This is a genomic window from Boseongicola aestuarii (assembly GCF_900184815.1).
In the GTDB taxonomy this organism is placed as follows: Bacteria; Pseudomonadota; Alphaproteobacteria; order Rhodobacterales; family Rhodobacteraceae; genus Boseongicola; species Boseongicola aestuarii.
Map to the genome: position 1 here is coordinate 79,684 of NZ_FXXQ01000001.1, position 26,630 is coordinate 106,313.

The 26,630-nt window shown below is 56.4% G+C and carries 25 protein-coding genes; 14 read left to right on the forward strand and 11 right to left on the reverse strand.

From position 1 onward, the window contains the following. Positions 1-41 precede the first annotated feature (41 nt). A complete protein-coding gene (locus BOA8489_RS00420) occupies positions 42-848 on the forward strand; it encodes an enoyl-CoA hydratase (protein WP_093972456.1) in 807 nt (268 codons plus the stop codon). Next, the gene (locus BOA8489_RS00425) at positions 845-2,467 is read left to right on the forward strand and encodes an AMP-binding protein (protein WP_093972017.1); all 1,623 of its coding nucleotides are present in this window, start codon (positions 845-847) and stop codon (positions 2,465-2,467) included. Before BOA8489_RS00420 ends, BOA8489_RS00425 begins: the two co-directional genes overlap by 4 nt. Positions 2,468-3,112: 645 nt before the next feature. Here BOA8489_RS00425 and BOA8489_RS00435 read toward each other — a convergent pair. Next, a complete protein-coding gene (locus tag BOA8489_RS00435; RefSeq protein WP_093972018.1) occupies positions 3,113-4,858 on the reverse strand; it encodes a hydantoinase B/oxoprolinase family protein in 1,746 nt (581 codons plus the stop codon). Beyond that, positions 4,812-6,905 (reverse strand): hydantoinase/oxoprolinase family protein, encoded by a 2,094-nt coding sequence (locus BOA8489_RS00440; protein WP_093972019.1) that lies wholly within the window; start codon positions 6,903-6,905, stop codon positions 4,812-4,814. Before BOA8489_RS00440 ends, BOA8489_RS00435 begins: the two co-directional genes overlap by 47 nt. 127 nt (positions 6,906-7,032) lie before the next feature. On the opposite strand from BOA8489_RS00440, the gene BOA8489_RS00445 reads away from it, so the two are divergent. Next, positions 7,033-7,773, forward strand: a complete 741-nt coding sequence (locus BOA8489_RS00445) for a sulfite exporter TauE/SafE family protein (protein WP_093972020.1) — start codon at positions 7,033-7,035, stop codon at positions 7,771-7,773. Positions 7,774-7,805: 32 nt separating this feature from the next. Here the strand turns inward: BOA8489_RS00445 and BOA8489_RS00450 are convergent, their stop codons facing one another. Then, positions 7,806-9,047 (reverse strand): NAD(P)/FAD-dependent oxidoreductase, encoded by a 1,242-nt coding sequence (locus tag BOA8489_RS00450; RefSeq protein WP_281256154.1) that lies wholly within the window; start codon positions 9,045-9,047, stop codon positions 7,806-7,808. Positions 9,048-9,197: 150 nt separating this feature from the next. Beyond that, positions 9,198-9,767 carry a peptidoglycan L,D-endopeptidase MepK gene (gene mepK, locus BOA8489_RS00455; protein WP_093972022.1) on the reverse strand — a complete coding sequence of 190 codons (570 nt, stop codon included), beginning with the start codon at positions 9,765-9,767 and terminating at the stop codon, positions 9,198-9,200. A gap of 309 nt (positions 9,768-10,076) precedes the next feature. Between mepK and BOA8489_RS00460 the strand changes: the two genes are divergently transcribed. The 6 genes from BOA8489_RS00460 to BOA8489_RS00485 all read left to right on the forward strand — a co-directional run bounded on the left by BOA8489_RS00460 (position 10,077) and on the right by BOA8489_RS00485 (position 16,091). Continuing rightward, positions 10,077-11,678, forward strand: a complete 1,602-nt coding sequence (locus tag BOA8489_RS00460; RefSeq protein ID WP_093972023.1) for a L,D-transpeptidase family protein — start codon at positions 10,077-10,079, stop codon at positions 11,676-11,678. A 25-nt stretch (positions 11,679-11,703) separates the two neighbouring features. Further along, positions 11,704-12,795, forward strand: a complete 1,092-nt coding sequence (gene lpxD, locus BOA8489_RS00465) for a UDP-3-O-(3-hydroxymyristoyl)glucosamine N-acyltransferase (protein WP_093972024.1) — start codon at positions 11,704-11,706, stop codon at positions 12,793-12,795. A 32-nt stretch (positions 12,796-12,827) separates the two neighbouring features. Then, complete coding sequence (locus BOA8489_RS00470) at positions 12,828-13,094, forward strand: acyl carrier protein (protein WP_093972025.1); 267 nt, start codon at positions 12,828-12,830, stop codon at positions 13,092-13,094. After that, positions 13,095-14,303, forward strand: a complete 1,209-nt coding sequence (locus tag BOA8489_RS00475) for a beta-ketoacyl-[acyl-carrier-protein] synthase family protein (RefSeq protein ID WP_093972026.1) — start codon at positions 13,095-13,097, stop codon at positions 14,301-14,303. A gap of 197 nt (positions 14,304-14,500) precedes the next feature. After that, positions 14,501-14,854, forward strand: a complete 354-nt coding sequence (locus tag BOA8489_RS00480) for a YciI family protein (protein WP_093972027.1) — start codon at positions 14,501-14,503, stop codon at positions 14,852-14,854. Further along, the gene (locus BOA8489_RS00485; protein WP_217897920.1) at positions 14,847-16,091 is read left to right on the forward strand and encodes an RNA polymerase sigma factor; all 1,245 of its coding nucleotides are present in this window, start codon (positions 14,847-14,849) and stop codon (positions 16,089-16,091) included. The genes BOA8489_RS00480 and BOA8489_RS00485 overlap by 8 nt, the downstream gene beginning before the upstream one ends. On the opposite strand, the gene BOA8489_RS00490 is transcribed toward BOA8489_RS00485, so the two are convergent. From BOA8489_RS00490 to mazG, 7 genes are all read right to left on the reverse strand, one after another. Further along, positions 16,088-16,501 (reverse strand): Fur family transcriptional regulator, encoded by a 414-nt coding sequence (locus BOA8489_RS00490; RefSeq protein WP_093972457.1) that lies wholly within the window; start codon positions 16,499-16,501, stop codon positions 16,088-16,090. The genes BOA8489_RS00485 and BOA8489_RS00490 overlap by 4 nt on opposite strands. A gap of 99 nt (positions 16,502-16,600) precedes the next feature. Then, positions 16,601-18,025: a protein adenylyltransferase SelO gene (locus BOA8489_RS00495; protein WP_093972029.1), complete on the reverse strand. Its 1,425-nt coding sequence runs from the start codon at positions 18,023-18,025 to the stop codon at positions 16,601-16,603. Positions 18,026-18,042: 17 nt separating this feature from the next. Then, positions 18,043-18,489, reverse strand: a complete 447-nt coding sequence (locus BOA8489_RS00500; protein WP_093972030.1) for a GNAT family N-acetyltransferase — start codon at positions 18,487-18,489, stop codon at positions 18,043-18,045. Beyond that, on the reverse strand, positions 18,486-19,007 hold the full coding sequence (locus tag BOA8489_RS00505; RefSeq protein ID WP_093972031.1) for a GrpB family protein: 522 nt from the start codon (positions 19,005-19,007) through the stop codon (positions 18,486-18,488). Before BOA8489_RS00505 ends, BOA8489_RS00500 begins: the two co-directional genes overlap by 4 nt. Next, on the reverse strand, positions 19,004-19,948 hold the full coding sequence (locus tag BOA8489_RS00510; RefSeq protein WP_093972458.1) for a nucleoside hydrolase: 945 nt from the start codon (positions 19,946-19,948) through the stop codon (positions 19,004-19,006). Before BOA8489_RS00510 ends, BOA8489_RS00505 begins: the two co-directional genes overlap by 4 nt. Before the next feature lie 81 nt (positions 19,949-20,029). Next, positions 20,030-21,052 carry a Fe(3+) ABC transporter substrate-binding protein gene (locus BOA8489_RS00515; protein WP_093972032.1) on the reverse strand — a complete coding sequence of 341 codons (1,023 nt, stop codon included), beginning with the start codon at positions 21,050-21,052 and terminating at the stop codon, positions 20,030-20,032. 103 nt (positions 21,053-21,155) lie between these two features. Beyond that, a complete protein-coding gene (gene mazG, locus BOA8489_RS00520) occupies positions 21,156-21,977 on the reverse strand; it encodes a nucleoside triphosphate pyrophosphohydrolase (RefSeq protein WP_093972033.1) in 822 nt (273 codons plus the stop codon). A 155-nt stretch (positions 21,978-22,132) separates the two neighbouring features. Between mazG and speB the strand changes: the two genes are divergently transcribed. The 5 genes from speB (at position 22,133) to BOA8489_RS00550 (ending at position 26,630) form a co-directional block, all read left to right on the forward strand. After that, complete coding sequence (speB, locus tag BOA8489_RS00525; protein WP_093972034.1) at positions 22,133-23,104, forward strand: agmatinase; 972 nt, start codon at positions 22,133-22,135, stop codon at positions 23,102-23,104. A gap of 52 nt (positions 23,105-23,156) precedes the next feature. Then, the gene (locus tag BOA8489_RS00530) at positions 23,157-23,609 is read left to right on the forward strand and encodes a DUF1499 domain-containing protein (RefSeq protein ID WP_093972035.1); all 453 of its coding nucleotides are present in this window, start codon (positions 23,157-23,159) and stop codon (positions 23,607-23,609) included. A 308-nt stretch (positions 23,610-23,917) separates the two neighbouring features. Continuing rightward, entirely contained in the window at positions 23,918-24,973 is a 1,056-nt protein-coding gene (gene prfA / locus BOA8489_RS00540) for a peptide chain release factor 1 (RefSeq protein WP_093972037.1), read from the forward strand. Beyond that, on the forward strand, positions 24,970-25,839 hold the full coding sequence (gene prmC, locus BOA8489_RS00545; RefSeq protein WP_245813614.1) for a peptide chain release factor N(5)-glutamine methyltransferase: 870 nt from the start codon (positions 24,970-24,972) through the stop codon (positions 25,837-25,839). The genes prfA and prmC overlap by 4 nt, the downstream gene beginning before the upstream one ends. A 194-nt stretch (positions 25,840-26,033) precedes the next feature. Next, positions 26,034-26,630, forward strand: a complete 597-nt coding sequence (locus tag BOA8489_RS00550; protein ID WP_093972038.1) for a DUF4167 domain-containing protein — start codon at positions 26,034-26,036, stop codon at positions 26,628-26,630.

Genomic DNA, 26,630 nt, shown 5'->3' on the forward strand with positions numbered 1-26,630 from the left:
TGCCTGTGTTTTGCGCGAAAGCGAGGGATGAGATGAACGATATGACCCAAAGCGAGGATACGATCCTCTTGCGCGAAGATGACACGGGCGTCGCCATTCTGACTTTGAATGCGCCGAAGTCGATTAATGCCCTCTCTGAAAAAATGCTTGCGGAACTCTCGTCCGCCTTTGATGAAATCGCGGAAGATCGATCGGTCAAGGTCGTGATCTTGCGGACCGCTGGAAACCATTTTTGCGCCGGGCACAACTTGAAGGAAATGACCGAACACCGTCAGGATGCGGATGGAGGGTTTCAGTACTTTCAGGACCTTTTTGCGACCTGTTCTTCCATGATGATGCGGATCGTTCGTCTGCCGCAACCGGTAGTCGCGGAAGTGAAGGGAATTGCGACTGCGGCCGGATGTCAGCTTGTTGCTGCTTGCGATCTGGCGGTGGCCTCGGAAGACGCGCGTTTTGCAACTTCGGGGGTGAATATCGGGCTGTTCTGTTCGACGCCGATGGTCGCGCTGAGCCGCAATGTCCCGCGTAAGCAAGCGATGGAGATGTTGCTCTTGGGTGAGTTTCTCCCGGCCGCGCAAGTCGCCGAGTTCGGTCTGATCAACCGATGTGTCCCTCGCGATGCGTTGGAAGACACTACGATGGAGATAGCGCGCGTCATTGCAGACAAGCCGGCGGCGGCGATCAAGATCGGCAAGCGCGCTTTTTATGAACAAGTCGAGATGACTCTTGAAGATGCCTACGCATTTGCCGGGCGTGTGATGGCCGAGAACATGATGGCGCGGGACGCTGAAGCCGGAATCGGTGCGTTCACCCGTAAAGAGCCTAAGCCTGACTGGACTGGCGAATGATCTTCGACGGGCCGGAACTGAAAAAGTGTGCGGCCAACCATACGGCGCTATCGCCAGTTTCTGTATTGAAGCGTGTTGAACGTGTACATCCGGAGTTACCGGCGCAAATCCACGGCTCGATCCGCCGGAACTGGGGAGAAGTCGCAGAGCGTTGCAAGCGGCTTGCCTCGGCGCTGAAAGCACGGGGGATCGGCAAGGGCGATACGGTTGCTTTGATCGCGCCCAACATCCCGGAGGCCTTGGAATGTGCGCTTGCCATGCCGCTTTTGGGCGCGGTGCTGAATGCCAACAATGTGCGTCTTGATGCGGACACAATCGGCTATATTCTGGATCACGGCGAAGCAAAGGTTCTGTTGGTCGACACCGAGTTTTCTGCGATGGCCGCCGAAGCCATTCGGCAATCAGGTCGTGATTTGCTGATCGTTGACATCGAGGACACGGAGGGTCCGGGTGGAACGCGGATTGGTGCGTTGACCTATGATGAGTTGCTTGCCGAAGGGGACCCGGACTTTGCATACGTCTTACCCGATGATGAGTGGGACGCACTTGCACTGAACTATACGTCCGGTACGACGGGGCGCCCGAAAGGCGTCGTTTACTCCCATCGAGGAGCCTGGGCGAATGCCGTGAACAATACCGTGACCTGGGAAATGCCACACTTTCCGGTCTTTCTCTGGACGCTGCCGCTGTTTCATTGCAATGGCTGGTGCTTTCCCTGGACCATCACGATGTTGGCCGGAACACATGTGTTCCTTCGAGCGCCGCGGGCCGACGCGATCTATGCTGCCTTTGCCGATCACGGCGTGACGCACTTGTGCGGGGCTCCGATCATCATGTCGATGATTTCGGGGGCCGCGGCCTCGGACCGTCGCGATTTTTCTCAAAAGATCAAGATGATGACGGCCGCGGCGCCGCCACCTGCTTCGGTGATTGCGGGCATGGAAGCGATGGGGATTTCGATCACCCACGTCTACGGACTGACAGAGGTCTATGGCCCTGCGGTGGTCTGTGCGAAAAAGCCGAGATGGCAAGATTTGCCGCCCGACGAGCAGGCGCGACTGAATGCGCGTCAAGGCGTAGCCTATGAGCTTGAAGAGGATGTGCTCGTCTTGGACCCCGTTTCCGGTCTGCCCGTGCCTTGGGATGGTGAGACGCTTGGCGAGATCGTTTTTCGGGGCAACATCGTCATGAAAGGTTACTTCAAGCAACCAGAAGAGACGGCGAACGCGTTCAAGGATGGTTGGTTCTGGTCTGGCGACATCGCTGTGCAACACCCGGATGGATATGTCGAAATCCGCGACCGCGCGAAGGATATCATCATTTCGGGCGGTGAAAACATTTCGTCAATCGAGGTTGAGAAAGCAATTTACTCCCATCCCGATGTGAGCCTTGTCGCTGTGGTGGCCATGCCGGACGAAAAGTGGGGCGAAGTACCGTGTGCCTTTGTGGAGCTTGTGGTCGGAGCGACGGTCAGCGAAGACGAACTGCTAGCGCACGCGAAATCCAGGCTGGCAGGCTTTCAAAGGCCTAAGAAGGTGGTGTTTCTCGAGCTGCCAAAGACAACGACTGGTAAAATTCGAAAGAACGAGCTTCGCGATCTCTTCCGCGAAAGCCAATGACCTTTTTTGCAACATCCCCAGAGAGCAACCAACGTGAACGATGCGCTGTCATTTTCCGATGTCAGCTTCGGCACTCAGGGCCGTAAGTCTCCGTTTTCCGATGTGGCGATGCGTTGGAGCGCACATGGGTTTCCGTCTATTACCATATGTATAGACCGCGAGACTTCGGCGATCCTGAACAGAATTTCTGGAATCTCGTGAAGAGGCTGTTCTCTGCGGTGTTTCGCTAGAGCGTCACGTGCAGATTACTGAACCAGATTCTGCGAAGTCTGCTCAGAATATTTGCTGCCGGGATCTGTCCAAAATGAAGACAGGGCAATGCAAGCGCGTCTTACTCACCGATCAGGTGGGCGGGATCATCAAGGAGCCGATCATGCTGTGACTGGACGAAAACCACTTCAGGCTCTCCATAGCCGACAGCGATGTTCTGCTGTGGACCAAAGGTCTGGCGCGGACCTTTCGAAAGTGGGCACTCATTGGCTGTCGAGGCCGACGACGGAGCGCTGTATTGCTCCATCCTTCCAAAGCCCTTTCACGATCCGACGAAGTCCCGTGCGGTAGCAACTGGAAATCGCCCACAGGACACTTTCTAGGCGATAGCTTTGGGTTGACGCTGGGAAGGGAAAAGCGTTTCAACGAAATACCTTAGAGGTCTTCGCCTTTCAGCACCGCTTCCAAGACGGCGCTGATCTCATCCTCAGCTAAACCATATTCTGACGCGGCGACTTCCCGGGAGATATAGCCACGCGCCAAGTCTCTTTTGATTGCACTCTTGGCGCGTTCTTCGACGGGGCCATACCCGGCACCACCGGGAAATGCCATCAACACACTGCGGCTGTGTGGAACGAACTGTTTGCCCTTTCCCTTCATCGCTACGCCGTCGTCCCTTCGTATGGTGGTGGCTGCGCCGAAGTTGCCGCCACGCCGACCGCGAGCAGGGTGGTCGACGCGATCGAACATCGCTTGAATATCGAACTCGTGACCTTCGCGCGCACCGACTTCCATGAATTGCCCCAGACCTCCGCGATGCTTGCCCGCACCACCGCTGTCGGGGCGCAATTCCTTGCGCCAGATAATGACCGGACCCGCGTGTTCGGTCGCTTCTACTGGCATTGTCATGACGCCGGACGGGAAGGCGGTGGCGTTAAGCCCGTCGTAGGCGGGGCGTGCTCCGGAGCCACCTGAATTGAAGGTCAAGACCTCTGCGCGGCGCGCGTCGTTTGGGGCAGGGGCGTCGGTACGAGGACGCAAGGACACCTGAAAATTACAAAGACATCCCGCCCCTTCGGCGGGCACAACACCGGGAACGATTTGATCAAATGCCGCAAAAACAGTGTCCGGTACGAAATGGCCGACAATATGGCGCAAGGCGACGGGCGCGGGGTGCACGGCGTTTACGATAGTGTCCACGGGCGCCTTGATTTCAAAGGGCGCAAGCGAGGCCGCGTTGTTTGGGATCTCGGGCGCGATAGCGACCTTCAATGCATAACAAGCATATGCTTTCGCATAGACGAGAGGGCAATTGATGCCTTTCTTGTCGACTCCTGAGGTTCCTTCAAAGTTCGAAACAATACGGTCTTCGTGAATCGTGACGTTGACCCTCAGCGTGATCGGCGTGTCAAAGCCGTCAATGGTCATTTCCGCGGTCGCGGATTTGCGAGGAAGGGCTGCGATACGATCCAGGGTGGCGCGCCGAGAGTTTTCGAGAATGAAATGAGCGATGTCGGACAAATCCGAGAGTTCGAACTCGGTCATCATGTCGATCAGTCGCCGGTGTCCGATTTCGTTGCACGTCGCAAGGGCATACATGTCCCCAATCAACTGGTCGGGTTCGCGCACGTTTCCGCGCACGATGCGAATAAGCGTTTCGTCCACGACTCCCGCGTCTGCGAATTTCATGACGGGAATGTAAAGACCTTCCTCATAAACGCTGGCTGCATCTGCACCGAAGCCGCGGCCTCCGATATCGACGATATGCGCAGTACAGGCAAAAAAACCGACGAGATTACCTTTATGAAAGGACGGGCTGACCATCGTGATGTCATGAAGGTGGCCGGTGCCCTCCCACGGGTCATTAGTGATATAGACATCTCCTTGCGAGATGTTGTCGCGCCCGATGCGCCTTATAAAGTGTGCGACGGCATCTGCCATTGCGTTCACATGTCCGGGGGTTCCGGTGACGGCTTGGGCGAGCATCTGACCTTCGACGTCATAGACTCCGGCGGACAGGTCGCCCGCTTCGCGAACCGACGTCGAAAACGCCGTGCGCACAAGGGCTTGGGCCTGTTCCTCGACGACTGAGATCAAACGGTTCCACATAACTTGATAGGCCACGCTTTTCGGATCATTTGCCAACAGATGCACCTTTCGTACGTAAATCCATGCAGCCATCGGCTTGTCGTTTTGCGAGGCGGCTTGAAGGTACGATGATCGTCGTTTCTTCTTCGGCAATGATGGCCGGGCCGATCGCGGTTTCGCCTTGTTGCATGTCGTGCCGGAAATAAATTTTGGCGTCGGCAAAGGCCGCCAGCGCCGGGTCGAAGAGCGGTCTTGTCCCGCACGATTGCGCGGGCGCTGTTACTGGTATGTCGGAGGTCGTATCGACTGGCTCGGCCGGGGTTGTCGCGTTAACCGACCAGACGGTGATTTCGATATCCATACCGGTGACCGAGCGCCCGAACAGCTTGGTGTAATCTTCGATGAAACGCGCTTCAAAGGTCGACTTGTCGGGATGCAGGGCTTGATCCTCGCTCAGGGTGATGGGGATTTCCCAACCCTGACCCGCGTAGCGCATGTAGACCTTGAATTCAGACAGAATAGGACCGATGGGATCACAATTTCGCACGAACGCGGTGGCTTCGGATTTGAGGTCCTTCAAGAGGGTCGTGATCTTGGGCGCGTCGAAATCGGCAAGCGTCATATAGACCGAACGGTTCGCTTCGAAGCTGAAGGGTGCGCGCAGGAAACCAATAGCCGAGCCGACACCCGCACCGGGGGGGACAAGAAGGCGCTCGATGCCCAGTTTCTCACAAAGGCGACCTGCGTGAAGCGGCGCTGCACCGCCAAATGCGATCATCGTGTAATCTGAGAGATCCTCGCCGTTCTCGACCGCGTGGACGCGCGCGGCATTGGCCATGTTCTCATCCACGACCTCTGCCAATCCGAACGCCGCAGTAACGGAGTCCATGTCCAGGATACCGCCAATAGTTTTAATGAGAGCAGTTGAAGATGCAGGGGCGTCCAGCTTGATGGAACCACCTGCAAAATTCTCGGGATCAAGGCGGCCGAGAACAAGGTCAGCGTCGGTCACTGCGGGCTTTCGACCGCCGCGCCCGTAGCAGGCGGGGCCGGGTTCAGACCCGGCACTTTCGGGCCCAACGCGGATTTGGTGCATACTGTCGACATGGGCCAGAGAGCCGCCGCCCGCGCCGATCTCGACCATATCGATCACAGGTATCGAGATCGGCATGCCCGAGCCTTTCTTGAAACGGTAGGTGCGGGCAACCTCAAAGACCCGTGAAGTCTTGGGTGACTGGTTTTTGATCAAGCAAATCTTGGCAGTCGTGCCGCCCATGTCAAACGACAGCACCTTATCCAGACCGTGACGCGCGGCGATATCGGCCGCGAAAACGGCTCCGCCGGCAGGACCGCTTTCGACCAGCCGGACCGGAAACTCAGCCGCGTTCTCGATCGAGATTATGCCACCCCCGGAATGCATCAGGAAGATCTTGCAGTCCACGCCCTCAGCGCGCAGCTTCCCCTCAAGGCGGCCAAGATAGGACTTCATCAGCGGCTTGATATAGGCGTTTGCTACAACGGTATTGAAGCGTTCGTATTCGCGCATCTGGGGCGAGACTTCGCAGGAAAGCGATACCATGGCATCCGGCATCTTGTCAGCCAGTACCTCGCGCACCAGCACCTCGTGCTTGTCATTGAGATATGAGTGGATCAGCCCCACGGCGATGCTTTCATAGCCGGCTTGAGCCATAGTATCGACCACCGCTTCGACGTCGGCTCGGCTCAGCGGTCGTAGTTCGGCGCCTCTGGCATCAATACGTCCGGGAACAGTGTAGCGTCTTTGGCGCGGCAAAAGCGGTTCCGGCAGAGTGAGGTTGAGGTCGTATTGCTCAAAGCGTGACTCCGTGCGCATCTCAATTACGTCACGAAAGCCCTCTGTCGTAATGAGAGCGGTCTTGGCTCCGCGGCGTTCAATCAGGGCATTGGTGGCAAGTGTCGTTCCGTGGATGATCTGGTTGATTTCTCCGGGGACGATCTTGGCCTTGGCGCAGACCTGATGCAAACCGTCAATAATGGCGTTTTCGGGAGCGGCATACGTGGTTAGAACCTTCGTTGAATATGCCGACTTGTCCACTTCGAGAACAATGTCGGTAAATGTTCCACCAATATCAACGCCCAGTCGAACGGATCGTGAGTGCATGCGAGTCGCCTCTTATTTCCGCTAGCTAGGGTGCTGGATTTCTCAGGCAACTTCCAACGGTTTATCGGTTCGCACCGCAATTGTCGTTTCCACTGGATCTTGGCTGTGCGGCGTCGGATAGGAAAGCATGGAGCCGAGTTTGATCCTTTTTGCCTTCCTTGGCATTGCGATGGGCGGTGTCTTGAAGGGCGCGACCGGGGCGGGGGCGCCGGTCATTGGCGTGCCAGTTCTGGCAGTTGTGTTTGACGTGCCGATGGCGGTGGCAATTTTTGCTGTTTTGAACGTTATTTCAAACACGTGGCAAATGACGACGTTCTACAGTGAAATTGTCGATCTGCGTCTTGCCTGGAGCCATGCGCTGGCGGCGGCCATCGGAGTTGTTCCGGGTTCGATCCTGCTTGCCACCCTGCCTAAAGAGGTTTTGACAGTGGCCATGGCAGCTGTGGTTTTCCTTTATATCGGGTTACGTTTGACTCGACCCGACTGGAGGCTGACACGCGTACAGGGACAGCGACTTGGTCCGTCGCTTGGATTTATCGGCGGGCTTCTGCAAGGGGCGGGGGGTGTTTCGGCCCCTGTTTCTGTCTCGTTTCTGAGCGCATTGAGGCTCGGTCGACTTGATTTCATCGGAACGATTTCCGTGTTCTTTCTTGCCATGGCGGCGTTTCAGATCCCCACGTTGATCGCCCTTGGAATTTTGTCCTGGGAGCGCGCGGGCCTGGCGGTTTTGGCCGCCATACCTCTGTTCATGGGCATGTCGCTTGGCACCTGGATTGCCAGACGCATCTCCAAAAAGGCATTCGATCAGGCGGTTCTGGTTTTGCTGGCGGCCATAGCGATCAAGCTGACCTGGGATGCTTTCGGGTGACCATCTCCGTTCTTGGTCCAAAAGATTACGCGCTAGATCACCGCTCTTTCCAAATAGGGTTCGCCGGCCAGAACGCGATCGAAATGGAAAGGTCGCATATCAAGCGTCTTGTAATCACCGTAGGTCAGCCATTCGGCCGCAGCACGGCCCATGGCAGGAGATTGCTGCAGGCCATGGCCTGAAAAGCCGTTCAGGAACAAAAAGTTACCAATTTCTGGGTGCGGGCCCGTGATTGCGTTGTGATCAAAAACGTTCATCGCGTAGTGGCCAGCCCATTCTGAAATCACTTTGACGGCCTCAAATTGCGGGATGCGCGCCGCGACGGTGGGCCAGATATGATCCTGCCAGAGCGCGTGGTCCATGTGGAAGTCATCGAAATCAACGGCTGGGTCTATGTCCGAGTGCCCGCCACATTGGTACGTGCCTCCGCCATTCTCGCGGACATGGACGCCGGAGGGGTCAATGGTCAAAGGTAGATCCTGATCGAGAGGTTTTTCCGCTTTGAAGACCCAAGAGTATCGTTTTCTCGGCTCGACCGGCATGTCGACCCCCGCCATCGCCGCTGTTCGCGCGGCTCGCGGGCCGGAAGCGTTGACGAGCTGGCCACAGCTGATGACTTCACCCGTTGCAAGAGTGACGCTTTCGATACGGTCGCCGCGCCCGGACTTGTTGATCGCGACGACCTCGTTATCGATGTAGTTCACGCCGCGTTCGATGGCTTGTCGACGCCACCACGCGAAGACGGTTGCACCGTCCCAGTAGCCTTCGTTGACGCGATTGATTGAGCCGAGAATGATGTCATCGACATTGTAGAACGGATAACGCGTTTTGATCTCGTCCGGATCAAGCAGTTCGGTTGCGGCGCCACAAGTGTGTTGCACTTTCAAATTCGCCCGGAGGGTGTCAGCGAAGGCGGGTGTATCCGCCAGATATAGATACCCGAATGAATGTATCTTTAAGTTCGGAACACGCTCGTCACCGCCCATGAATTCGCGGACATTATTGATGAAGTCTGCGCCGAATTGAGAGATGCGCACGTTCAGCTCAGTCGAGAACTGCTGCCGAATACAGGAGTTGGTATGTGCTGTTGAGGCTTTCTCAATGCTCGGATCGCGCTCGACAACCAGGACTGACCCGTCGAAGTCGGGGTTCTTGGTGAGCCACCATGCAACCGACGACCCCATGATCGCGCCACCAATGATCACGACATCGTAAGATGTCTGTTTGGGAGTTTTCGGATAGCCTGTCTTTGGTGTAACGCCGTTTTCTGACAATTTGCAAAGCTCCGGAGTAGCCGTCATCCAGCGTAAGCACAGCTTTCAAACGCCTGCAATATTCCTCGGCGATTTGAGTTCGGTATATCTAATGTTATCAAAGAAAAAGGCCCGACAAGGCGGGCCCGTTCGATCCAACTGCGGTAGTGTTTAACGACCCCAGACCCGGACCGGACCACAATCCATATGAACGAAATTCGAGCGTGAATACTTGCCCACGCCACCTGCCGAACAAGCGATCGCGGCGCGCGATATCTGAGCCACCGAGCGACCATTGAGCCGTAGGTCGGCGGCCTGACCCTGCATGTGAAGAGAATTGCGCGCAACCGCCCCAGACCGCGAGCGCAGCATCGCATTTGTTTTCGGTGAACGATATCCGGAGAGCATCAAGAAAGGTGTATCCGCATCAAGCATACGGTGCGACGCAGCGATGATATCGACGGTGCGGGTGTCGATATCGATTGTGCCATTCGTGCGCCAGTCGCGCATGAAGTAATTCACCTCCGCCAAAGCCGCGGGGATATACTCGCCTTCAATCCAGTAGATCGTGTCAACGCTTTCACCGGTGCGCCCCGAATGCAGCCGGATGCGGCGGATATCGCCTGCGCCGCGCAAGAAGCCGAAAGCGTTTGCATATGTAGGGGCCGCTGCCACTGCTGTTGCTGCGAACGCGCCCAACAGGCCGCGTCGAGTTAACCCGTTCGAAGGAGACTTTGTCATTGCTGCCTACTATGTCCCGTTTTTCGTTCCATCGATCTAGCCGACGGTAAATGCCCATCCCCAGGCAAAAGCTGTATGGCATGATGGAATCGCTGTGGAAATACAGTTGGGTTGCATTCTGAAACAATTCGCGAAAATCGGCGGAAATCTGCTTACATTTTGATCGATTAGGCGTGGCGCAATTGTCGCTTTCGACAAGGGAAAACACGAAAAACACTGGAAACTTCGGCTTTGTGATTGGACATATGGGTGCTGTTTTCACAGACAGGCTAGGGGATTTGTTATTTCTAAGGTGAACAGAAGGCTGCCATGACGATTATCAAGCGACTTACTTTCTCGGCTTTTCTTGCTTTTTTGATCCTGCCTCTTTTTGCGGCAAATCCTGCCAGCGCACAGAGCCTTGCTTTCAAACAAGCCGTGGCAGAAGCCTCGGCAAGCGATCGTGATATCGCTGCGTTTTACAAGGAAAACGGTTTTCAGCCGATCTGGACGAGTGCTTCGCGCGCCGACAGGTTGCGCCGGCAAGCGTTGCTGGACGCGCTTTCCAATGCATCGGCTCATGGTCTGCCTGTCGCCTCATATCGCGCGGACGAGATCTCGGGACTGATGCGTTCGGCGCGCTCGGACCGCCAGCTTGGTGCGCTGGAAGTGACGCTCAGTCGCATTTTCCTTGATTACGCTCGTGACATCCAGACCGGGATTTTGGTGCCAAGTCGAGTGGATGACGGCCTTGTTCGCGAGGTGCCGCTGCGCCCACGCAAGGCGACATTGGCCGCCTTTTCGAAGTCGTCGGCTAAAGGTTTCCTGAATGCTTTGCCTCCGAAGAGTGCGGAGTACGCGCGTCTTATGAAAGAAAAAATGCGCTTTGAGCGGATCGTTGGTCGCGGTGGCTGGGGCGCGGAGGTGGTCGCGACTTCGCTTAAGCCGGGCGAATCCAATAATTCGGTTCTGCAATTGCGCAATCGTCTGATTGCAATGGGTTACCTCGATCGCACTCCGACCAGCACCTACGACAATGCGATTATTTCTGCTGTCAAAGCGTTTCAGGTTGATCACGGTTTGAACGATGACGGTGTGGTAGGTCCGCGCACGATGGAAGAGATCAATACCTCGGCCGCGACTCGCCTGAGCCAGATCGTTGTGGCCATGGAGCGCGAGCGTTGGATCAACATGCCGCTTGGCAAGCGTCACATCTGGGTGAATCTGACGGACTTCCACGCGCGGATTGTCGATGACGGCAAGGTCACGTTCCAGACTCGCTCGGTCGTGGGAGCAAACGACCCAGAGCGTCGTACACCGGAATTCTCGGACGTGATGGACCATATGGTGATCAACCCAACATGGAACGTCCCCCGTTCGATTGCGACGAAGGAATACCTGCCTTTGCTGAAGGAAAATCCCTTCGCAGTGTCCAATCTCGACATCATCAATGTGCGCGGTCAGATCGTGTCACGCGCGGAAATGGATTTTTCCGGATATGACGAGACGAATTTTCCGTATGATTTGAAAGAGCCACCCAGCCGTGGCAACGCACTGGGTCTGGTGAAGTTCATGTTCCCGAACCGCTACAACATCTATCTGCATGACACTCCGGCAAAAAGCCTCTTTGGAAGGGAAAAACGAGCCTTCAGCCACGGTTGCATCCGATTGAAAGACCCGTTTGACTTCGCCTATACACTCCTAGCCAAGCAAGAGCGCAATCCGGAAGGCTTCTTTCAGTCGACACTGGCAACGCGCAAAGAGACCGTCGTCTCATTGAGAGAGCCGGTACAGGTGCATCTTGTCTATCGCACGGCCTTCACGAAAGCCAAAGGCAACATCCAGTTCCGCGGCGACGTCTATGGTCGTGACGGCAAGATCTGGCGTGCTTTGAACAATGCCGGGGTGGTGTTGACCGCGCAACGCGGCTAGGTCTACGCCCTGAAAGGGGCGGCACATGCGCTTTACGATTTTTGAAGTCGCAGCTGCGTTGAACGCCGAAGTTTTCGGCGACGGCAGCGTCACGATAACAGGTGCGTCCGAGCCAGCTTTGGCTGGTGCGGACGATCTCGCCTTGGCAATGGACCCGAAATACGCAGAAGGTCTGACAACCGGGTCTGCCCGCGCAGCCATCCTATGGGATGGCGCGGACTGGCAGTCTTTCGGACTGGAGGCGGCGATAGTGGTGCCGCGACCGCGCTTTGCCATGTCTGGTTTGACATCGCTGTTGGATCCCGGACCGGAAATCGCTCCGGGTGTGCATGCCTCGGCGGTGATTGATCCAAGCGCCCAGATAGGCGAGGGCGCGGCAATTGGGCCGTTTGTCGTCATCGGATCTGGAGTTCGCATTGGGAAAGATGCCCGGATTGCGTCACACGTCTCGATAGCATCAGAAAGCATGATAGGTGAGCAAGCGCTGCTCCACGCCGGCGTCCGTATTGGTGCGCGTGTTGTGATCGGGGCTCGTTTTATTTGCCAGCCGGGCGCAGTGATCGGCGCGGACGGTTTCAGCTTCGTGACGCCGGAAAAAAGCCGGGTGGAGGAGGCGCGGGCGTCGCTTGGTGCGGAGACCAGCGCGGTCAACGCAAGCTGGACGCGAATTCACTCCATCGGTTCGGTTCATATTGGTGACGATGTCGAGATCGGCGCAAATTCCACAATCGATCGCGGAACGATCCGCGCGACGTCTATCGGGCATCGCACGAAGCTCGATAACCTCGTGCACCTTGGACATAACGTTTCTGTCGGGGAAGATACGCTCTTGTGTGGTCAGGTAGGCATCGCGGGCTCGACCAAGATCGGGAACCGTGTCGTGCTTGGTGGGCAGGTGGGTGTTTCGGACAATATTTTTGTCGGCGACGACGTTGTTGCCGGTGGCGCCACGAAAATCATGTCGAAAGTACCGGCGGGGCGTGTGATGTTGGGCTATCCCGCGATGAAAATGGAGCAATATCTGGAAGCTGGGCGCAACTGGCGACGGTTGCCGCGGATGATGGAAGACATAAAGGCTTTGAAGAAAGCTGTTTTAAGCGATGACAAGTACGACTAGATAATCGCCACGTCAAGAAGGACAGGACGGCTATGGTTGAAAGTGTCAAAGACCGGGTTGTGCGGATCGTGGCTGAGCAGGCTTTGCTTGAGCCAGCAGATATCTCAATGGATCAAACACTAGAAGAACTCAGCATCGATAGTATGGCGCTTGTCGAGGCGATCTTTGCCATTGAAGAGGAATTCGATATTTCGGTTCCGTTCAACGCAAACGAACCGGAGAAATCCTCGTTCGATATCTCGTCGGTCGCAACGATTGTCGCGGCTGTTGAGACGTTGGTCAAAGAGCAGTCAGGCTGAATGCGGCGTGTGGTCATTACCGGAGCGGGCACGATCAACCCGCTAGGGCACTCGGTTGCTGCGACGTTTGAGGCGATGCGCGAAGGGCGCTGTGGCATCGGGCCGTTGGACATCCGGGACGTGGACCGCCTGTCGATCAAGATTGGTGGACAGGTCAAGGACTATACGCCCGACGATCGCTTCAATCGTCAGCAACAGGCTCTTTATGATCGGTTCACGCAATTTACGATGATTGCTGCCAAGGAGGCAATTGAGCAATCCGGGCTAGAATTCGCTGGCTCTTTGGCGGCTGAAGCCGGTGTTGTTCTGGGCACCAGCGGCGGTGGTTTGACCACGCAAGACGAGAATTACAGAGCCGTATACGAAGAGGGTAAGAACCGGGTACATCCATTTATTGTGCCCAAGCTCATGAACAATGCGGCAGCCAGCCATGTGTCGATGACGTGGAATTTGAAGGGACCGTCCTTTACGGTTGCAACTGCTTGCGCATCGTCCAACCACGCGATGGGACAAGCGTTCTGGCTTGTGCGCAACGGTGCTGCGCGCGCAATGGTGACAGGCGGATCAGAGTCCATGCTATGCTTCGGCGGCGTGAAAGCCTGGGAAGGGCTGCGTGTCATGTCGCGCGACGCGTGCCGCCCGTTCTCGGCCAACCGCAACGGAATGGTTCAGGGCGAAGGCGCAGGCGTTTTCGTTTTCGAGGATTACGAACACGCAAATGCTCGTGGGGCAGATATCCTTTGCGAAGTCGCCGGGTTTTCCATGACCTCTGATGCCGCGGACATTGTCATGCCGTCTCAACAAGGTGCTGCGCGGGCAATCGCGGGCGCGCTGCGGGATGCGCGCATTTCCCCAAGCGACGTCGGCTACATCAATGCCCACGGCACGGGGACAACTGCGAACGACAAGACGGAATGTGCGGCCGTTGCGAACGTTCTTGGATCTCACGCCGACAAGGTCATGATTTCGTCGACAAAGTCGATGCACGGTCATCTCATCGGAGGAACGGGCGCCGTCGAACTTCTTGCCGTTGTCATGGCGCTCAAGGATGGAATAATCGCTCCGACGATTGGTTATGAAGATCCAGATCCGGAATGTGCTTTGGACGTGGTCCCGAATGAAGCGCGGGAGGCGGATATCTCATATGCACTTTCGAACGCCTTCGCCTTCGGGGGACTGAATGCGGTTCTGGCCTTGAAGAAAATCTAAGTATTTCTCCCTAGCGTGTCGAAATCGCCGAACCTCGCGCGTCTTAAGGTCGTCATAAGCGACTGGAGGCAGCGACGAGGTGTAGAATTTCAAACCTACAGCGCAAGTGACTCAAGAAAAGGGGAGGGCAAGCGCACTACAAACGCTTGTCAGATCACCCTTGAACTACAACACTTGAACCGCAAGGAGACATTTAGATGAGATATATGGCTTTGATTTATTCCGCAGACGGAACTTCGCCGGAGTATGGAAGCCCAGAGTGGGGCGCATTCATGGCGGCCTACGCCGAGGCTGGAAAGACGTTCAATGAGCGCGGAGTATTTCGTGCGGGCGAAGCATTACAGCACACCAGTACCGCAACTTCGGTTCGGGTGCGTGGCGGCAAGACCGAGACGATGGATGGCCCGTTCGCAGAGACAAAAGAGCGGCTAGGCGGGTTCTATCTTTTGGATTGCAGGGACCTCGACGAAGCCATCGAAATGGCGGCGCTTATCCCAACAGCTGAAATCGGGACAATCGAAGTGCGTCCGGTTCTTGAGTTTGGTGGATAAGAGGTTAGCCAGCGCGGCCCGGGCGGAGGTCTCGGAGGTTCTTCGTCAGGACCGTGGTCGGCTGCTCGCCGCTTTGATCCATGCGGTCGGAGACTTTGATATTGCGGAAGAAGCGCTCAGCGATGCACTCGAGGCGGCTTTGGTGCATTGGGGACGGTCGGGAGTGCCCGACAATCCGAAAGCCTGGCTTTTGCAGGTTGGACGGAGACGCGCAATCGACCGGCTCCGTAAAGCCAAAAGATTTCGCGCCAGAGCATCGGATATCACGCGTATGATGGAGGAAGACGAAGCGGCGCGTAGTGCTGATGCTGATGCGATCCCCGACGAACGACTGAAGCTTATATTCACATGCTGTCACCCAGCGCTTGAAGAAAAATCTCGAGTGGCTTTGACGTTGCGGACAGTCGGCGGACTTTCGACGCGTGAAATTGCCCGGTCGTTTCTGGATAGCGAAGCGGCAATGGGTCAAAGGCTATCTCGCGCCAAGGCGAAGATCGGCGCGGCCGGCATTCCTTATGCGGTGCCTTCGCGCGATCAATGGGACACCCGGCTTCAATCAGTGTTAATCGTTATCTATCTGATATTCAACGAAGGTTGGACGGCCAGTGGTGGCGATGCTCCGATCCGGGATACGCTTTGCAGCGAGGCGATGTTTCTTGCCAGGTTGATGTCCAAATTGGCTCCAGCGGAACCTGAAATCGAAGCTCTGCTCTCGCTGATGATGTTGAACTGGGCGCGTCGAAACGCGCGGCATAGTCCTGGAACAGGGTTGGTCGGTTTGGATGAACAGGACCGGTCATTGTGGAACGGCGATCATCTTGACGAAGGGCTTTCGCTCTTGGATATGGCTGTTGCACGTGGTCGGCCCGGGCCTTTTCAGTGCCAAGCAGCTATTCAGGCGCTTCACGTTGTAGCTACGAAACCGGACGAGACCGATTGGGCGCAAATCTTGTTGCTGTATGATCGTCTTCTGACTTTTCATCCGACGGATGTCGTTCGGCTCAACCGCGCAGTTGCTTTGGCGGAAACAGGCGCGCTGCCGGAGGCATTGGCAAGTGTAGATGAATTGGCGGAGGGGATGGAAGGGTACCAGCCCTTTCACGCGGCCCGCGCCGAGATTTTGCGGCGATCAGGCCATCGCAAAGAGGCGCTAGCCGCCCTTGAACGAGCGATCGACTTGTCCCGAAGCCCAGATGAGCAACGGTGGTTGGCCGACCGGCAAGCGGCTCTGTACTAGGCTTTCTTGTGCGGGACGGCGTACAGCTCGAGGCGATGTCCTTTCAGATCATACCCGAGTTTCGTCGCGATACGTTCCTGAAGGGCTTCGATATCCTCGTCGACGAATTCGATAACTTCGCCTGTATGCAAGTCGATCAGATGGTCGTGATGGTCCCGGTCGGCGTCTTCATAGCGCGCCCGTCCGTCACGAAAATCCAACCGTTCAAGAATGCCGGCTTCTTCGAACAATTTAACCGTCCGGTAGACCGTGGCCAGCGAGATGTTCGGATCGACCGCGCTGGCACGTGCATAGAGCTCTTCAACATCCGGATGATCGTCGGCTTCCTCCAGCACACCAGCAATTGTCCGACGCTGTTCGGTGAGGCGCAGGCCCTTTGCTTCGCAGCGATCAATAATTGTATCGGTCATGGTGTTGCGCATCCCCTGTCGAATTTTCCTTTTAGGCGAAGGACGCGACAAGGAAAACCCCGTCTGCGGGCAAGTCCTCGGCTTTCCCAAACGGTGAACTCAGGTGCCGCAGAAGGTCTGAGCGACAATTTCTTCCGTCTGCGGGGGGCGGGCCAGATCAGTATTCTCACCGGGTTCGGCGAATGGCGTTGCAAGAGCGCTGCAAAGTCGTTCGAACGCCGCAAAATCGCCGGCTACCGCTGCTTGAATGGCTTGTTCGATCCGATGTGTACGCGCGATCAGTGCGGGATTCGCACAGTGCAAGTCCGAAAGCCGTCCCTCTGGCGTGGCGTTCTCCATACTCAGGCGGTCGCGCCATTTACGCTCCCAGTCATCAAAGGTCGCAGGATCGACAAACTCGTCCCTCGCACTTTCAGTGCCGAGGGCGCGGAACGTGTTGGTGAAATCGGCTTGACCATTGACCATTCTGTTCATGAGATCCTGAATGAGCTGATCATCGCCTTTGAGTTGCGTCTTGAGGCCAGTTTTTGCACGAAACACTTCAAGCCACGCGGTCCGGAACAATTCCGGAAACCGATCGATGCTGGCTTGTGCGGCCTCGACCTCCCCGATGAGCGGCAACAACGACGTCGCCAGCTGAGCGAGGTTCCACATCGCCATATCAGCTTGGCGTCCGTAGGCGTATCGACCGTTCTGATCAATTGAGGAAAAGACCTGCATCGGATGATACTGGTCCATGAAGGCGCATGGGCCATAGTCGATGGTTTCCCCGGAAATTGTCATATTGTCGGTGTTCATGACGCCGTGCACGAACCCTAGCCCCATCCATTGCGCAATCAGCTTCGCCTGTCGGGCTATGACTCCGTCGAGCAATCCCAAAGCGCCCTCAGCATTCGCATCGTGTCGCTGGATGGCGTGTTCAGTAAGTGCGGTAAGTGCCTCGACGTCTTTTTGCGAGGCGAAATACTGGAAAGTACCAACGCGGATGTGGCTGGCAGCGACGCGGGTAAGGATAGCGCCGGGCAGCGGTGCTTCGCGCAGAACGACGTCGCCTGTCGCGACGGCGGCTAGCGCACGCGTTGTCGGCACGCCCAATGCATGCATCGCCTCAGAAACGATGTATTCCCGCAAGACTGGCCCAAGCCAGGCGCGACCGTCCCCCATGCGAGAATAGGGGGTCGGTCCTGATCCTTTCAGTTGGATGTCGAAGCGTTGACCATTTGGGGACACGATCTCTCCGAGCAGGATTGCCCGACCATCGCCCAGACGAGGTGACCAACCGCCAAATTGATGCCCGGCATAGACTTGAGCGAGCGGCGCGGCACCCTCGGGAATCATGTTTCCAGCGAGGGCAGCGATCCCGTCAGGCGAGGCCAGAGCCCTTGCGTCAAGACCAAGGTCACCCGCCAGCGACGCGTTTAGCGCAATGAGCGATGGGTTCTTCACTGCTGTGGGATTTAGCTTTGTGAAGAACCGCCCATCAAGTCGGGCATAGCTGTTATCGAAGGGGATATGCAGGCTCATGGGTGTTAGATAGGTCCTCAAGCGGTCCAAGTCATCAGATTGTGAGGCCGGCGCGCGAATCCAAGTCGTCCATACATCTTTTCCGCCCGCGCGTTGCGTTGCGCGACCTCAAGATGCAAAGCCATCAGGCCGGCAGCTCTTAGTGACTTGATGAGCGTGGCAACGGCTTCGCTTCCCATGCCACGCCCCCGGACCTTTTCGCGTATCCAAAGCTCGTCAATGAACCCATCCAGGCCACCCATTTCGATGGACCAACCGAACGTGACCGCCACATAGCCAACGGGTGACATTTTCGGACCTATCAGCCAGATCGCGCCATGTGGAGAGCCATCGAGCAGAGGCGCAATGGCGGTGCGACGGTGGTCGTCGTCGGTGTTTATGCCTTCAAGCGCGTGGTAGGCCGTAATCATCGGCAGCAGCTTTTCTGTGTCATCAGGCGTTGCGAGATGAAGTATCTGGGTCATTTTGATGTCTCTTGAATGCGGGCGAGCGCTCGAGCTTCGGCTTTGTCGATCCACTCGGATTTGCACAGCCCGTAAGCGGCGCCGCCTTCCGGGTGGCGGGACGCACAGGCCGCTTTGACGGAAGTATAGGCCGCCCTGAGTGTTGCTTTGTTGCGCAAGGCATCTCGAAAAGCAAGGTGTCTGGTGATGTCGGGATGATCTGAAACATAGCAATGCGCATGTACAACTCGCTTGCCGTTTTTCGGATCGAATTTGCGCGCATAATCCCGGCCGGAAAGCCCGTGCTCGCCCAGCCATTCGTAGCCGAGCGCCTCGAATTGAGTTTTGGCGACCGCTTTAGTTTCCGCATCACGAAAGACAGGCAAGAGGTCCAGAATGGGTTTTGCCGGCAGGCCGGGAACGGACGTTGATCCCACATGGTGAACCGCGACAAGGCCATCGATGCGTTGGATCAGGCTGTCGATTTCGCGTTGCGCAAATTCATGCCATCTTGGGTCCGGCGCATCGAGAAGCGTCATAAACGCGCCAGGCGCTCAGTCAAAAGGTTGAAGAAACCCGCATCGTCGACGGATCCCATGAACATCGCGTTCGCGGGCCTGTCGGTGACGCCCCACCAGTCTGCAACGGTCATGCCCAAGGTCAGTTCGGACTGTGTCTCGATCTCGACGTTGATGAACCGACCCTGAAAAAGTGAAGGGTTGATCAAATACGCGATCGTGCAGGGGTCGTGAAGCGGCGCGCCCTGCGAGCCGTATTTTTCCGTGTCGAAACGCTCGAAGAAATCGGTCCAACTTGCAACCATGTGTCCAACGTCTGTGTCCAGCGCCTTGATATCAGCGATCCACTTGGCACTTGTGAGTGCTTTGTGGGTGACGTCAAGTGGCATTACCGTGATCTGCACGCCAGAATTGAAAACAATATCAGCGGCTTCCGGGTCGACATAAATGTTGAATTCGGCGGCTGGTGTTATATTGCCAACCTCAAAATAAGCGCCCCCCATGAGAACGATCTCTTCGACCCGCTCTTTGATATCCGGGGCTTTCTCAAAGGCGGCCGCTATATTCGTGAGGGGACCGATTGGCACCAGAGTAACGGTGCCTGCAGGTTCCGAACGGAGTGTTTCGATTATGAAATCAACACCGTGGATGGTTTGCAGCGGCATCGTTGGCACGGGAAGCTGAGGTCCATCCAGTCCGGTTTTTCCGTGCACGTGTTCGGCGGTAACAAGCTTGCGCTTCAGGGGTTTGTCACAGCCTGCATAGACATGCATGTCTCGCCGCCCGGCCAGTTCGCAAATGATCCGAGTGTTTTTCTCGGTCAACGCGAGAGGCACATTGCCTGCGACCGCTACAATTCCCAAGACGTCGATTTCGTCCGGAGACGCAAGCGCAAGAAGGATGGCGACCGCATCGTCCTGTCCGGGATCAGTGTCGATGATTATTTTGCGGGGCGCAGCCATGAAGACCTCCGATTGAGAAGTCCACATTGGCGGCGCCCCTTTGCGATGTCCAGACCAAGTCCTCGAACGATGCCGGGGGCGTTAACCGCCGGAGCCGTTGCCGCCATCAAAGTCGACACGTTCGACCATCTTGAGGGCCTCCGCCCGATGATCTGCAATTGCCGCGAGGTTAGTGTCATCCGGGGTGAATTTCCCCCAGCTTGCCACCAACTCGGATGGCGCCGCGGCGGGCGAGGCCGGGTATTCATACACCACCGACGCGTAGATATTCTGCGCCTCGGGTGAGGCGAGATATTCCATAAAGGCTACGGCATTGTCGCGGTTCGGAGCACTTGCTGTCATGGCCACGCCCGAGATGTTGATATGGGTCATGCCATTGTCAGCGAATGTCGGGAATTCGATGCGGACGGAGTTCGCCCATTCGGTTTGTTCGTCATCCTCCAGCATTGCGCCCATATAATAGGTATTTCCAAGCGAGATGTCGCATTCACCAGCCCAGATGGATTTGACCTGCGCGCGGTCATTGCCCTCGGGATCCTTAGCCAGATTGGCCTTTACACCCTTGAGCCAGGTTTCGGCCGCCTCGGCGCCGTTATGCTCGATCACGGCGCTCAGAAGGCCGAGTGTGTAGACATGGGTTCCCGAACGGGTACAGATGCGGCCCGCCCATTTTGGATCGGCCAGATCTTCGTAGGTGGTGATCTCACCCTCTGCCACACGTTCTTTCGAAGCGTAAATGATCCGCGCACGGGTCGTCAGTCCGAACCAGTGGCCTTCGGGATCGCGTATCGATACCGGGATCCTTCCGTTCAATGTCTCGCTTTCGACCGCTTGCGTCACACCTGCGTCCTTTGCTTCGGTGAGGCGGCTGATATCTACGGTCAGAATAATGTCGGCGGGCGAGCGCCGACCTTCGGCTTTCAGTCGCTCGACCAGGCCCTTGTCGACATAAGCAACGTTTGTCGTGATGCCCGTTTCTTCCGTGAAGGCATCCAGCAAGGGCTGGATCAGTTCGGGCTGGCGATAGGAATAGACGTTCAGTTCTTCAGCATAGGCGGGAACAGCCATCGCTGTCGCGGCAAGGGCAAAGACTGGAAGGCGCATTTTACTCTCCGTGGTGTCAGAATCATTGCGCCGAATTAATCCTAGTGTTTTTGTCAGGTCAATATCTCTGAGTATTTTTGTCGGGATAATCTTTGGGCGTTCCTCAAGGTCGTTGTCCCCGCTCTTTGGCCTTAGCTGCGTCCCACAATGCATCCATTTCTTCGAGATTGCTCTCCTCGGGGCGCCGACCGTCGTTCGCAAGTTCTCGTTCAATCTGTGTGAACCGACGGGTGAATTTCGCATTTGCATCACGCAAAGCATGTTCGGGGTCTACGCCGAGGTGTCGCGCCAAGTTCGCCATAACAAACAGCAAGTCTCCGAACTCCTCGTGCGTTTGGTCTGGATCCGCACGGTTGCGGGCTTCGACCAGTTCGCGTGACTCTTCAGCAATCTTGTCCAGCACCTGTCCGGCATTCGGCCAGTCGAATCCCACGCGCGCGGCCCGTTTTTGTAACTTCACCGCTCGCATGAGGGCCGGGAGGCCAAGGGCAACGTCTGCAAGCGCGCCCTCGGCACCTTTGGAGGCGCGCTCCCTTGCTTTCGACGCTTCCCAGTCGCGTTTCTGGTCTTCTGCTGTTTTGTCTCTTGTCTCATTGCCAAATACATGCGGATGACGCGCGATCATCTTATCGCTGACGCGTCGCAGGATGCTTTCGACATCAAAATGCCCGACCTCCGCGCCCATTTGACCGTGGTAGACGACTTGAAGCAGCAGGTCGCCCAGCTCACCTTCCAGTTCCGGCCAGTCTTCGCGGTCTATTGCATCCGCAACCTCGTACGCCTCCTCTATGGTGTAGGGTGCGATTGTGCGGAAATTCTGCTCGATGTCCCAAGGACACCCTGTGTTTGGGTCTCTGAGACGGCGCATGATCTCGGCCAGACGCGGCATACCGTTCGGAATATTAAAGATGGGATCGTCGGTCATTACTTTGTCGCTTTGGTTTTTGAAAGCTGAACCGCAGTTGTTGCAGCTACGTCGGTGAAGTCCAGAGTTGACTTGTCCATAGTGCGCACGGCGCAACAATACTTGACGTCGCAGCCGCAATCGGGCCTTTAGCGGCGAACCAATTGGAGATGGTTATGGGACTTGAAGACGCCGCCAACGAAGTCGATGTTGCCTTCACACGCAAAGAGCCTCGCGGACTTGCCTTTGAAAACGTATTTTCGGGGGTTCCGTCCTTCTTGCGGCGCAAGCTGACGAAAGACCTGTCTGGCATAGATCTGGCCATTACCGGAGTTCCTTTTGATCAGTCCGTGACCCATCGCCCGGGAACGCGGTTTGGTCCGCGAGCGCTTCGCGAAGCATCAACGCTGCAAGCGGGCGATCCGCCCTACGGTTGGGGTTTTGACCCCTTGGATGAACTCGCCATCGCAGATTATGGAGACATGGCCTTCGACTATGCCAAAGTCGCCGAAGTTCCCGGACTTATCGAAAAACACGCGCGCGGCATCCTTGATCAAGGTGCGGCATGTCTGACGCTGGGGGGGGATCATTCGATCACGCTGCCGCTTTTGCGCGCGCATTTTGCGCAGCATGGGCCTTTGGCCTTTATCCAGTTCGACGCGCACTCCGACACTTGGGTGGATGATGATCCGGCGCGTGTCGACCACGGCACTTTTGTCTACAAGGCCGTAAAAGAAGGGCTTATCGACGTTCAGAAGTCCGTTCAGATCGGGATACGCGTTGCCAATGACACGCCGCTTGGGATCACACGCATTGATGCGCGGGCCATTCACGAAAATGGGGCGGCGGCGACGGCGCGAGCGGTGAAAGACATCGTCGGTGATGCCGCAACTTATCTGACCTTTGACATCGACGGGCTGGATCCGGCTTTCGCGCCCGGCACCGGAACGCCTGTGTGGGGGGGGCTGTCGACAGCGCAAACCGCTGTTATTCTCAGAGACATTGCGGGAATCAATCTGATTGGAGGAGACGTCGTTGAAGTTTCGCCGCCGTTTGATCACGCGAATATGACGGCTGTGGCTGGTGCGCATGTGGTGCATGAACTGATCTGCCTTTGGGCATGGAACCGCCGATCGACTTCTGATTAACAACTTTTGACATAATTGAAGAGTAGAGAGCCGAAAACGAGGCTTAGGTGAAATGCAAACGACGCTCATCGCTATTGTTGTGATTGTTATTCTGGGACTTGGTTGGATCCGTTTTTCTCCGACGGACATCGATGCTTTTCACGTCGATCCGGCGATTGCGAACGATCCGGGACCACGCGGTCACAAAGTGATTGGATTGGCCGCACCTCATTTTCAGGGTGACCCTGATACGGTCCTTGAAGCGCTTATACGCGTCGCACGGTCGGAACCGCGCGTGCGACGGTTGGACGGTAGCGTGGACGAGGGGATGATAACCTTCGTGGCCCGCTCCAAGTGGATCGGCTTTCGGGATTATATCACTTTTAAGGCTGTGTCCGAGGGGTCGCAAACCAAACTCGCCGCGATTTCCAGGTCTCGTTATGAAATTGGTTCAGACTGGGGAGTTAACCGGGAAAGATTGGAGCGCTGGTTTGCTGAAATCGAGGATGTCCTGGCCGAGGGATGAAGAAACGCAACCCACGCCCGTGTCGCGCCAAATCGGAACATTGAGCGACATCTCGCAAAGGGCCATGAACGAACGACCGTTAACCACGAGGCAAGTTTCCTGTCCCAGATCGATCCGATCACCTTGGGTGTCGGTGCAATAGCATTCGATTACACGGCCGTCAGGGCCAGTGATGTCGGCGAATGCCGGCGAGGCTGCGAGGCTTATGATGAACGCCATTTTCCACATGCGCCAAGCTTAACAATGGCGATCGACATTTCAAGTCACGCTCTCTTGACCTTGTCTGAAGGATCGGAGAGACGAAACAGATGATCCCAGCGGACACTCTTCAACAGATCATCGGGCGTTTTCAGTTTCTGGAAGCGAAGATGGCTGGTGGTGCGGATGGAAACGAGATTGCCGCCCTCGCGCGCGAATACTCCGATTTGAAGCCCGTCGTTGAAGAAATTTATCATTATCAAGAGCTTGTGTCGGCCGAGGCAGAAGCCAGACTGATGCTGGATGATCCCGAAATGCGCGCACTCGCCGAAGAAGAGCTGTCAGTTCTGAAGGCGCGGTTACCTGACGTTGAACAGGCCTTGCGGATTGCACTGCTGCCGAAGGATGCTGCCGACTCCCGGCCTGCAATTATCGAAATTCGACCAGGCACCGGGGGCGAAGAGGCCGCTCTGTTTGCGGGCGATCTATTGCGCATGTATCAACGGTATGCCGAAGCAAAAGGATGGCGTTTTACAATCGTCGAATTTGCCGAAACCGAGTTGGGTGGGATCAAGGAAGTGGTAGCCAACGTCTCGGGTGAAGGGGTTTTTGCCCGCCTGAAATACGAGAGCGGAGTCCATCGTGTTCAACGGGTCCCTGAAACGGAATCCGGCGGGCGCATTCATACGTCGGCGGCGACAGTTGCGGTTCTTCCGGAAGCCGAAGACGTGGATATCGACATTCCCGCCACAGATATTCGGGTCGACACAATGCGCGCCAGCGGCGCCGGTGGCCAGCACGTCAACACGACTGATTCCGCCGTACGCATCACTCATATTCCAACCGGGGTTGTCGTAACTTCGTCCGAGAAATCTCAGCACCAGAACCGTGCGATCGCCATGCAGGTGCTGCGGGCGAAATTGTTTGATCTGGAGCGTCAGCGCGTGGATCAGGAACGTGCCGCGGACAGGAAGTCACAGGTTGGGTCCGGTGATCGATCCGAGCGCATTCGCACGTACAACTTCCCACAAGGACGTTTGACGGATCACAGAATTGGTCTCACGCTTTACCGGCTGACAGATATCATGGCCGGTGATCTGGACGAGGTGATCGACGCGCTGATTTCGGAAGATCAGGCTGCGAAGTTGGCCGAGCAAGGGCTGTGAGTGATCTGAATCCACGGGAAACCGTGCAAGACGCCTTATATCGTGCGGCGCGGGATCTTGAGGCGCGGGGGGTGGGCTATGCAATGCGGGATGCAAGGCGCCTCATGACCCATGCGCTAGGTATCGCATCCGATCGCCTGACGCTTTTCTTGCGCGAACCCTTGCCCGCCGAAGCGGCCGGTGTTTTCACAGCGTTTTGCGAAAGGCGCGCCGCGCGTGAGCCAGTCTCACGGATCGTCGAAGGTCGGCTATTCTTCGGACGATGGTTTAAGGTCACTCCAGAAGTCCTTGATCCAAGACCGGAAACTGAAGTTCTTATTGACCAGGCGCTGAGATTTCAGTTCGGCAGCTTTCTGGACATCGGAACGGGCTCCGGCTGCATTGCCGTCACGCTTCTGGCTGAACGTGCCCGCGCCAATGCGTTTGTAACCGACATTTCCGAAAGGGCACTGAAGATTGCGGAAGAAAACGCCTTGGCGCATTCCGTATCCGAGCGCGCGCGCTTCGCCACTAGCGATTGGTTCAGCGACGTTGTCGGGCAGTTCGATCTTATTGTTTCGAACCCGCCTTATATTCGACCCAGCGAAATGGAAACACTGGAGCCCGAAGTTCTGAAGGGTGATCCGCACATTGCCTTGACGGATTTCGTGGATGGTTTGACCGGGTATCGACAGATCGCCGCACATGCCGAAAAGCATCTGGTGCCGGGTGGGCGGGTCTTGGTCGAAATTGGCCCGGACGAGGCACAGGAAGTCGTTCAGTTGTTCACGGACGCTGGTTTGACGAATTGCACGGTGTATCAAGACTTTGACCGCCGCGATCGTGTGGTCGAAGCATTTTCGACGAAACCATCAAAAATTGGCTGAATCCGGTCAATTGCAGGAAGATCAGTCAGAATAAGCTTGCCCTGTCGTGCACCACTGGATAAACGTTTGGGTGCGCAACGCAGGGAAATGTGTTCCCGCGGCGCTACTTCAATCCTTGCACGGACGATCGGCCCAAGTGGGGTCAGGTTTGAAACTACCGCGCAAGACCAGATCAAAGGCTGGACAAGTACCTTATGAGATCACAAAAGTCACGTTCGCGTTCCAAAGGGAATCGCAACAACAGTCGTAATGTCGGCAATGTCGTCAACCGTGTGTTCGACAGTTCCGGTCCTGAGGGGAAAGTGCGTGGCACGCCTCAGCAGATCATCGACAAGTACAATCAACTCACCCGAGACGCGCAGTTATCCAATGACCGCGTCGCGGCAGAGAATTTCCAGCAACACGCCGAGCATTACACTCGAATGTTGGCCGAGGCCATGCGGGAGCAGCAAGAGCGTCAGGAACGCCAGCAGCAAAACCAGCAGAACCAGCAGAACCAGCAGAACCAACCGCGTCGTAGTGATGACGCAGGTGGTCAGGACGTGCAGGAGCAAAAGAAGCCTCAACACGAGGAGATTGCATCCGAGCAGCCAAGATCCAGACCCAGACCTAAACCTAAGCCGAACAACGACGTGATTGACATGGATCAGGACAACGAGTCCTCTGGTCTGGTGGAAACACCAGAAGAACGTACGGCCCATCCACGTCGGACCCGTCGCAAAGCACCAACGGCAGACGCGGGCGAAGCGTCCGAACAGCCTAAGGCGCCCACACCTGACGCAGCAGAATAA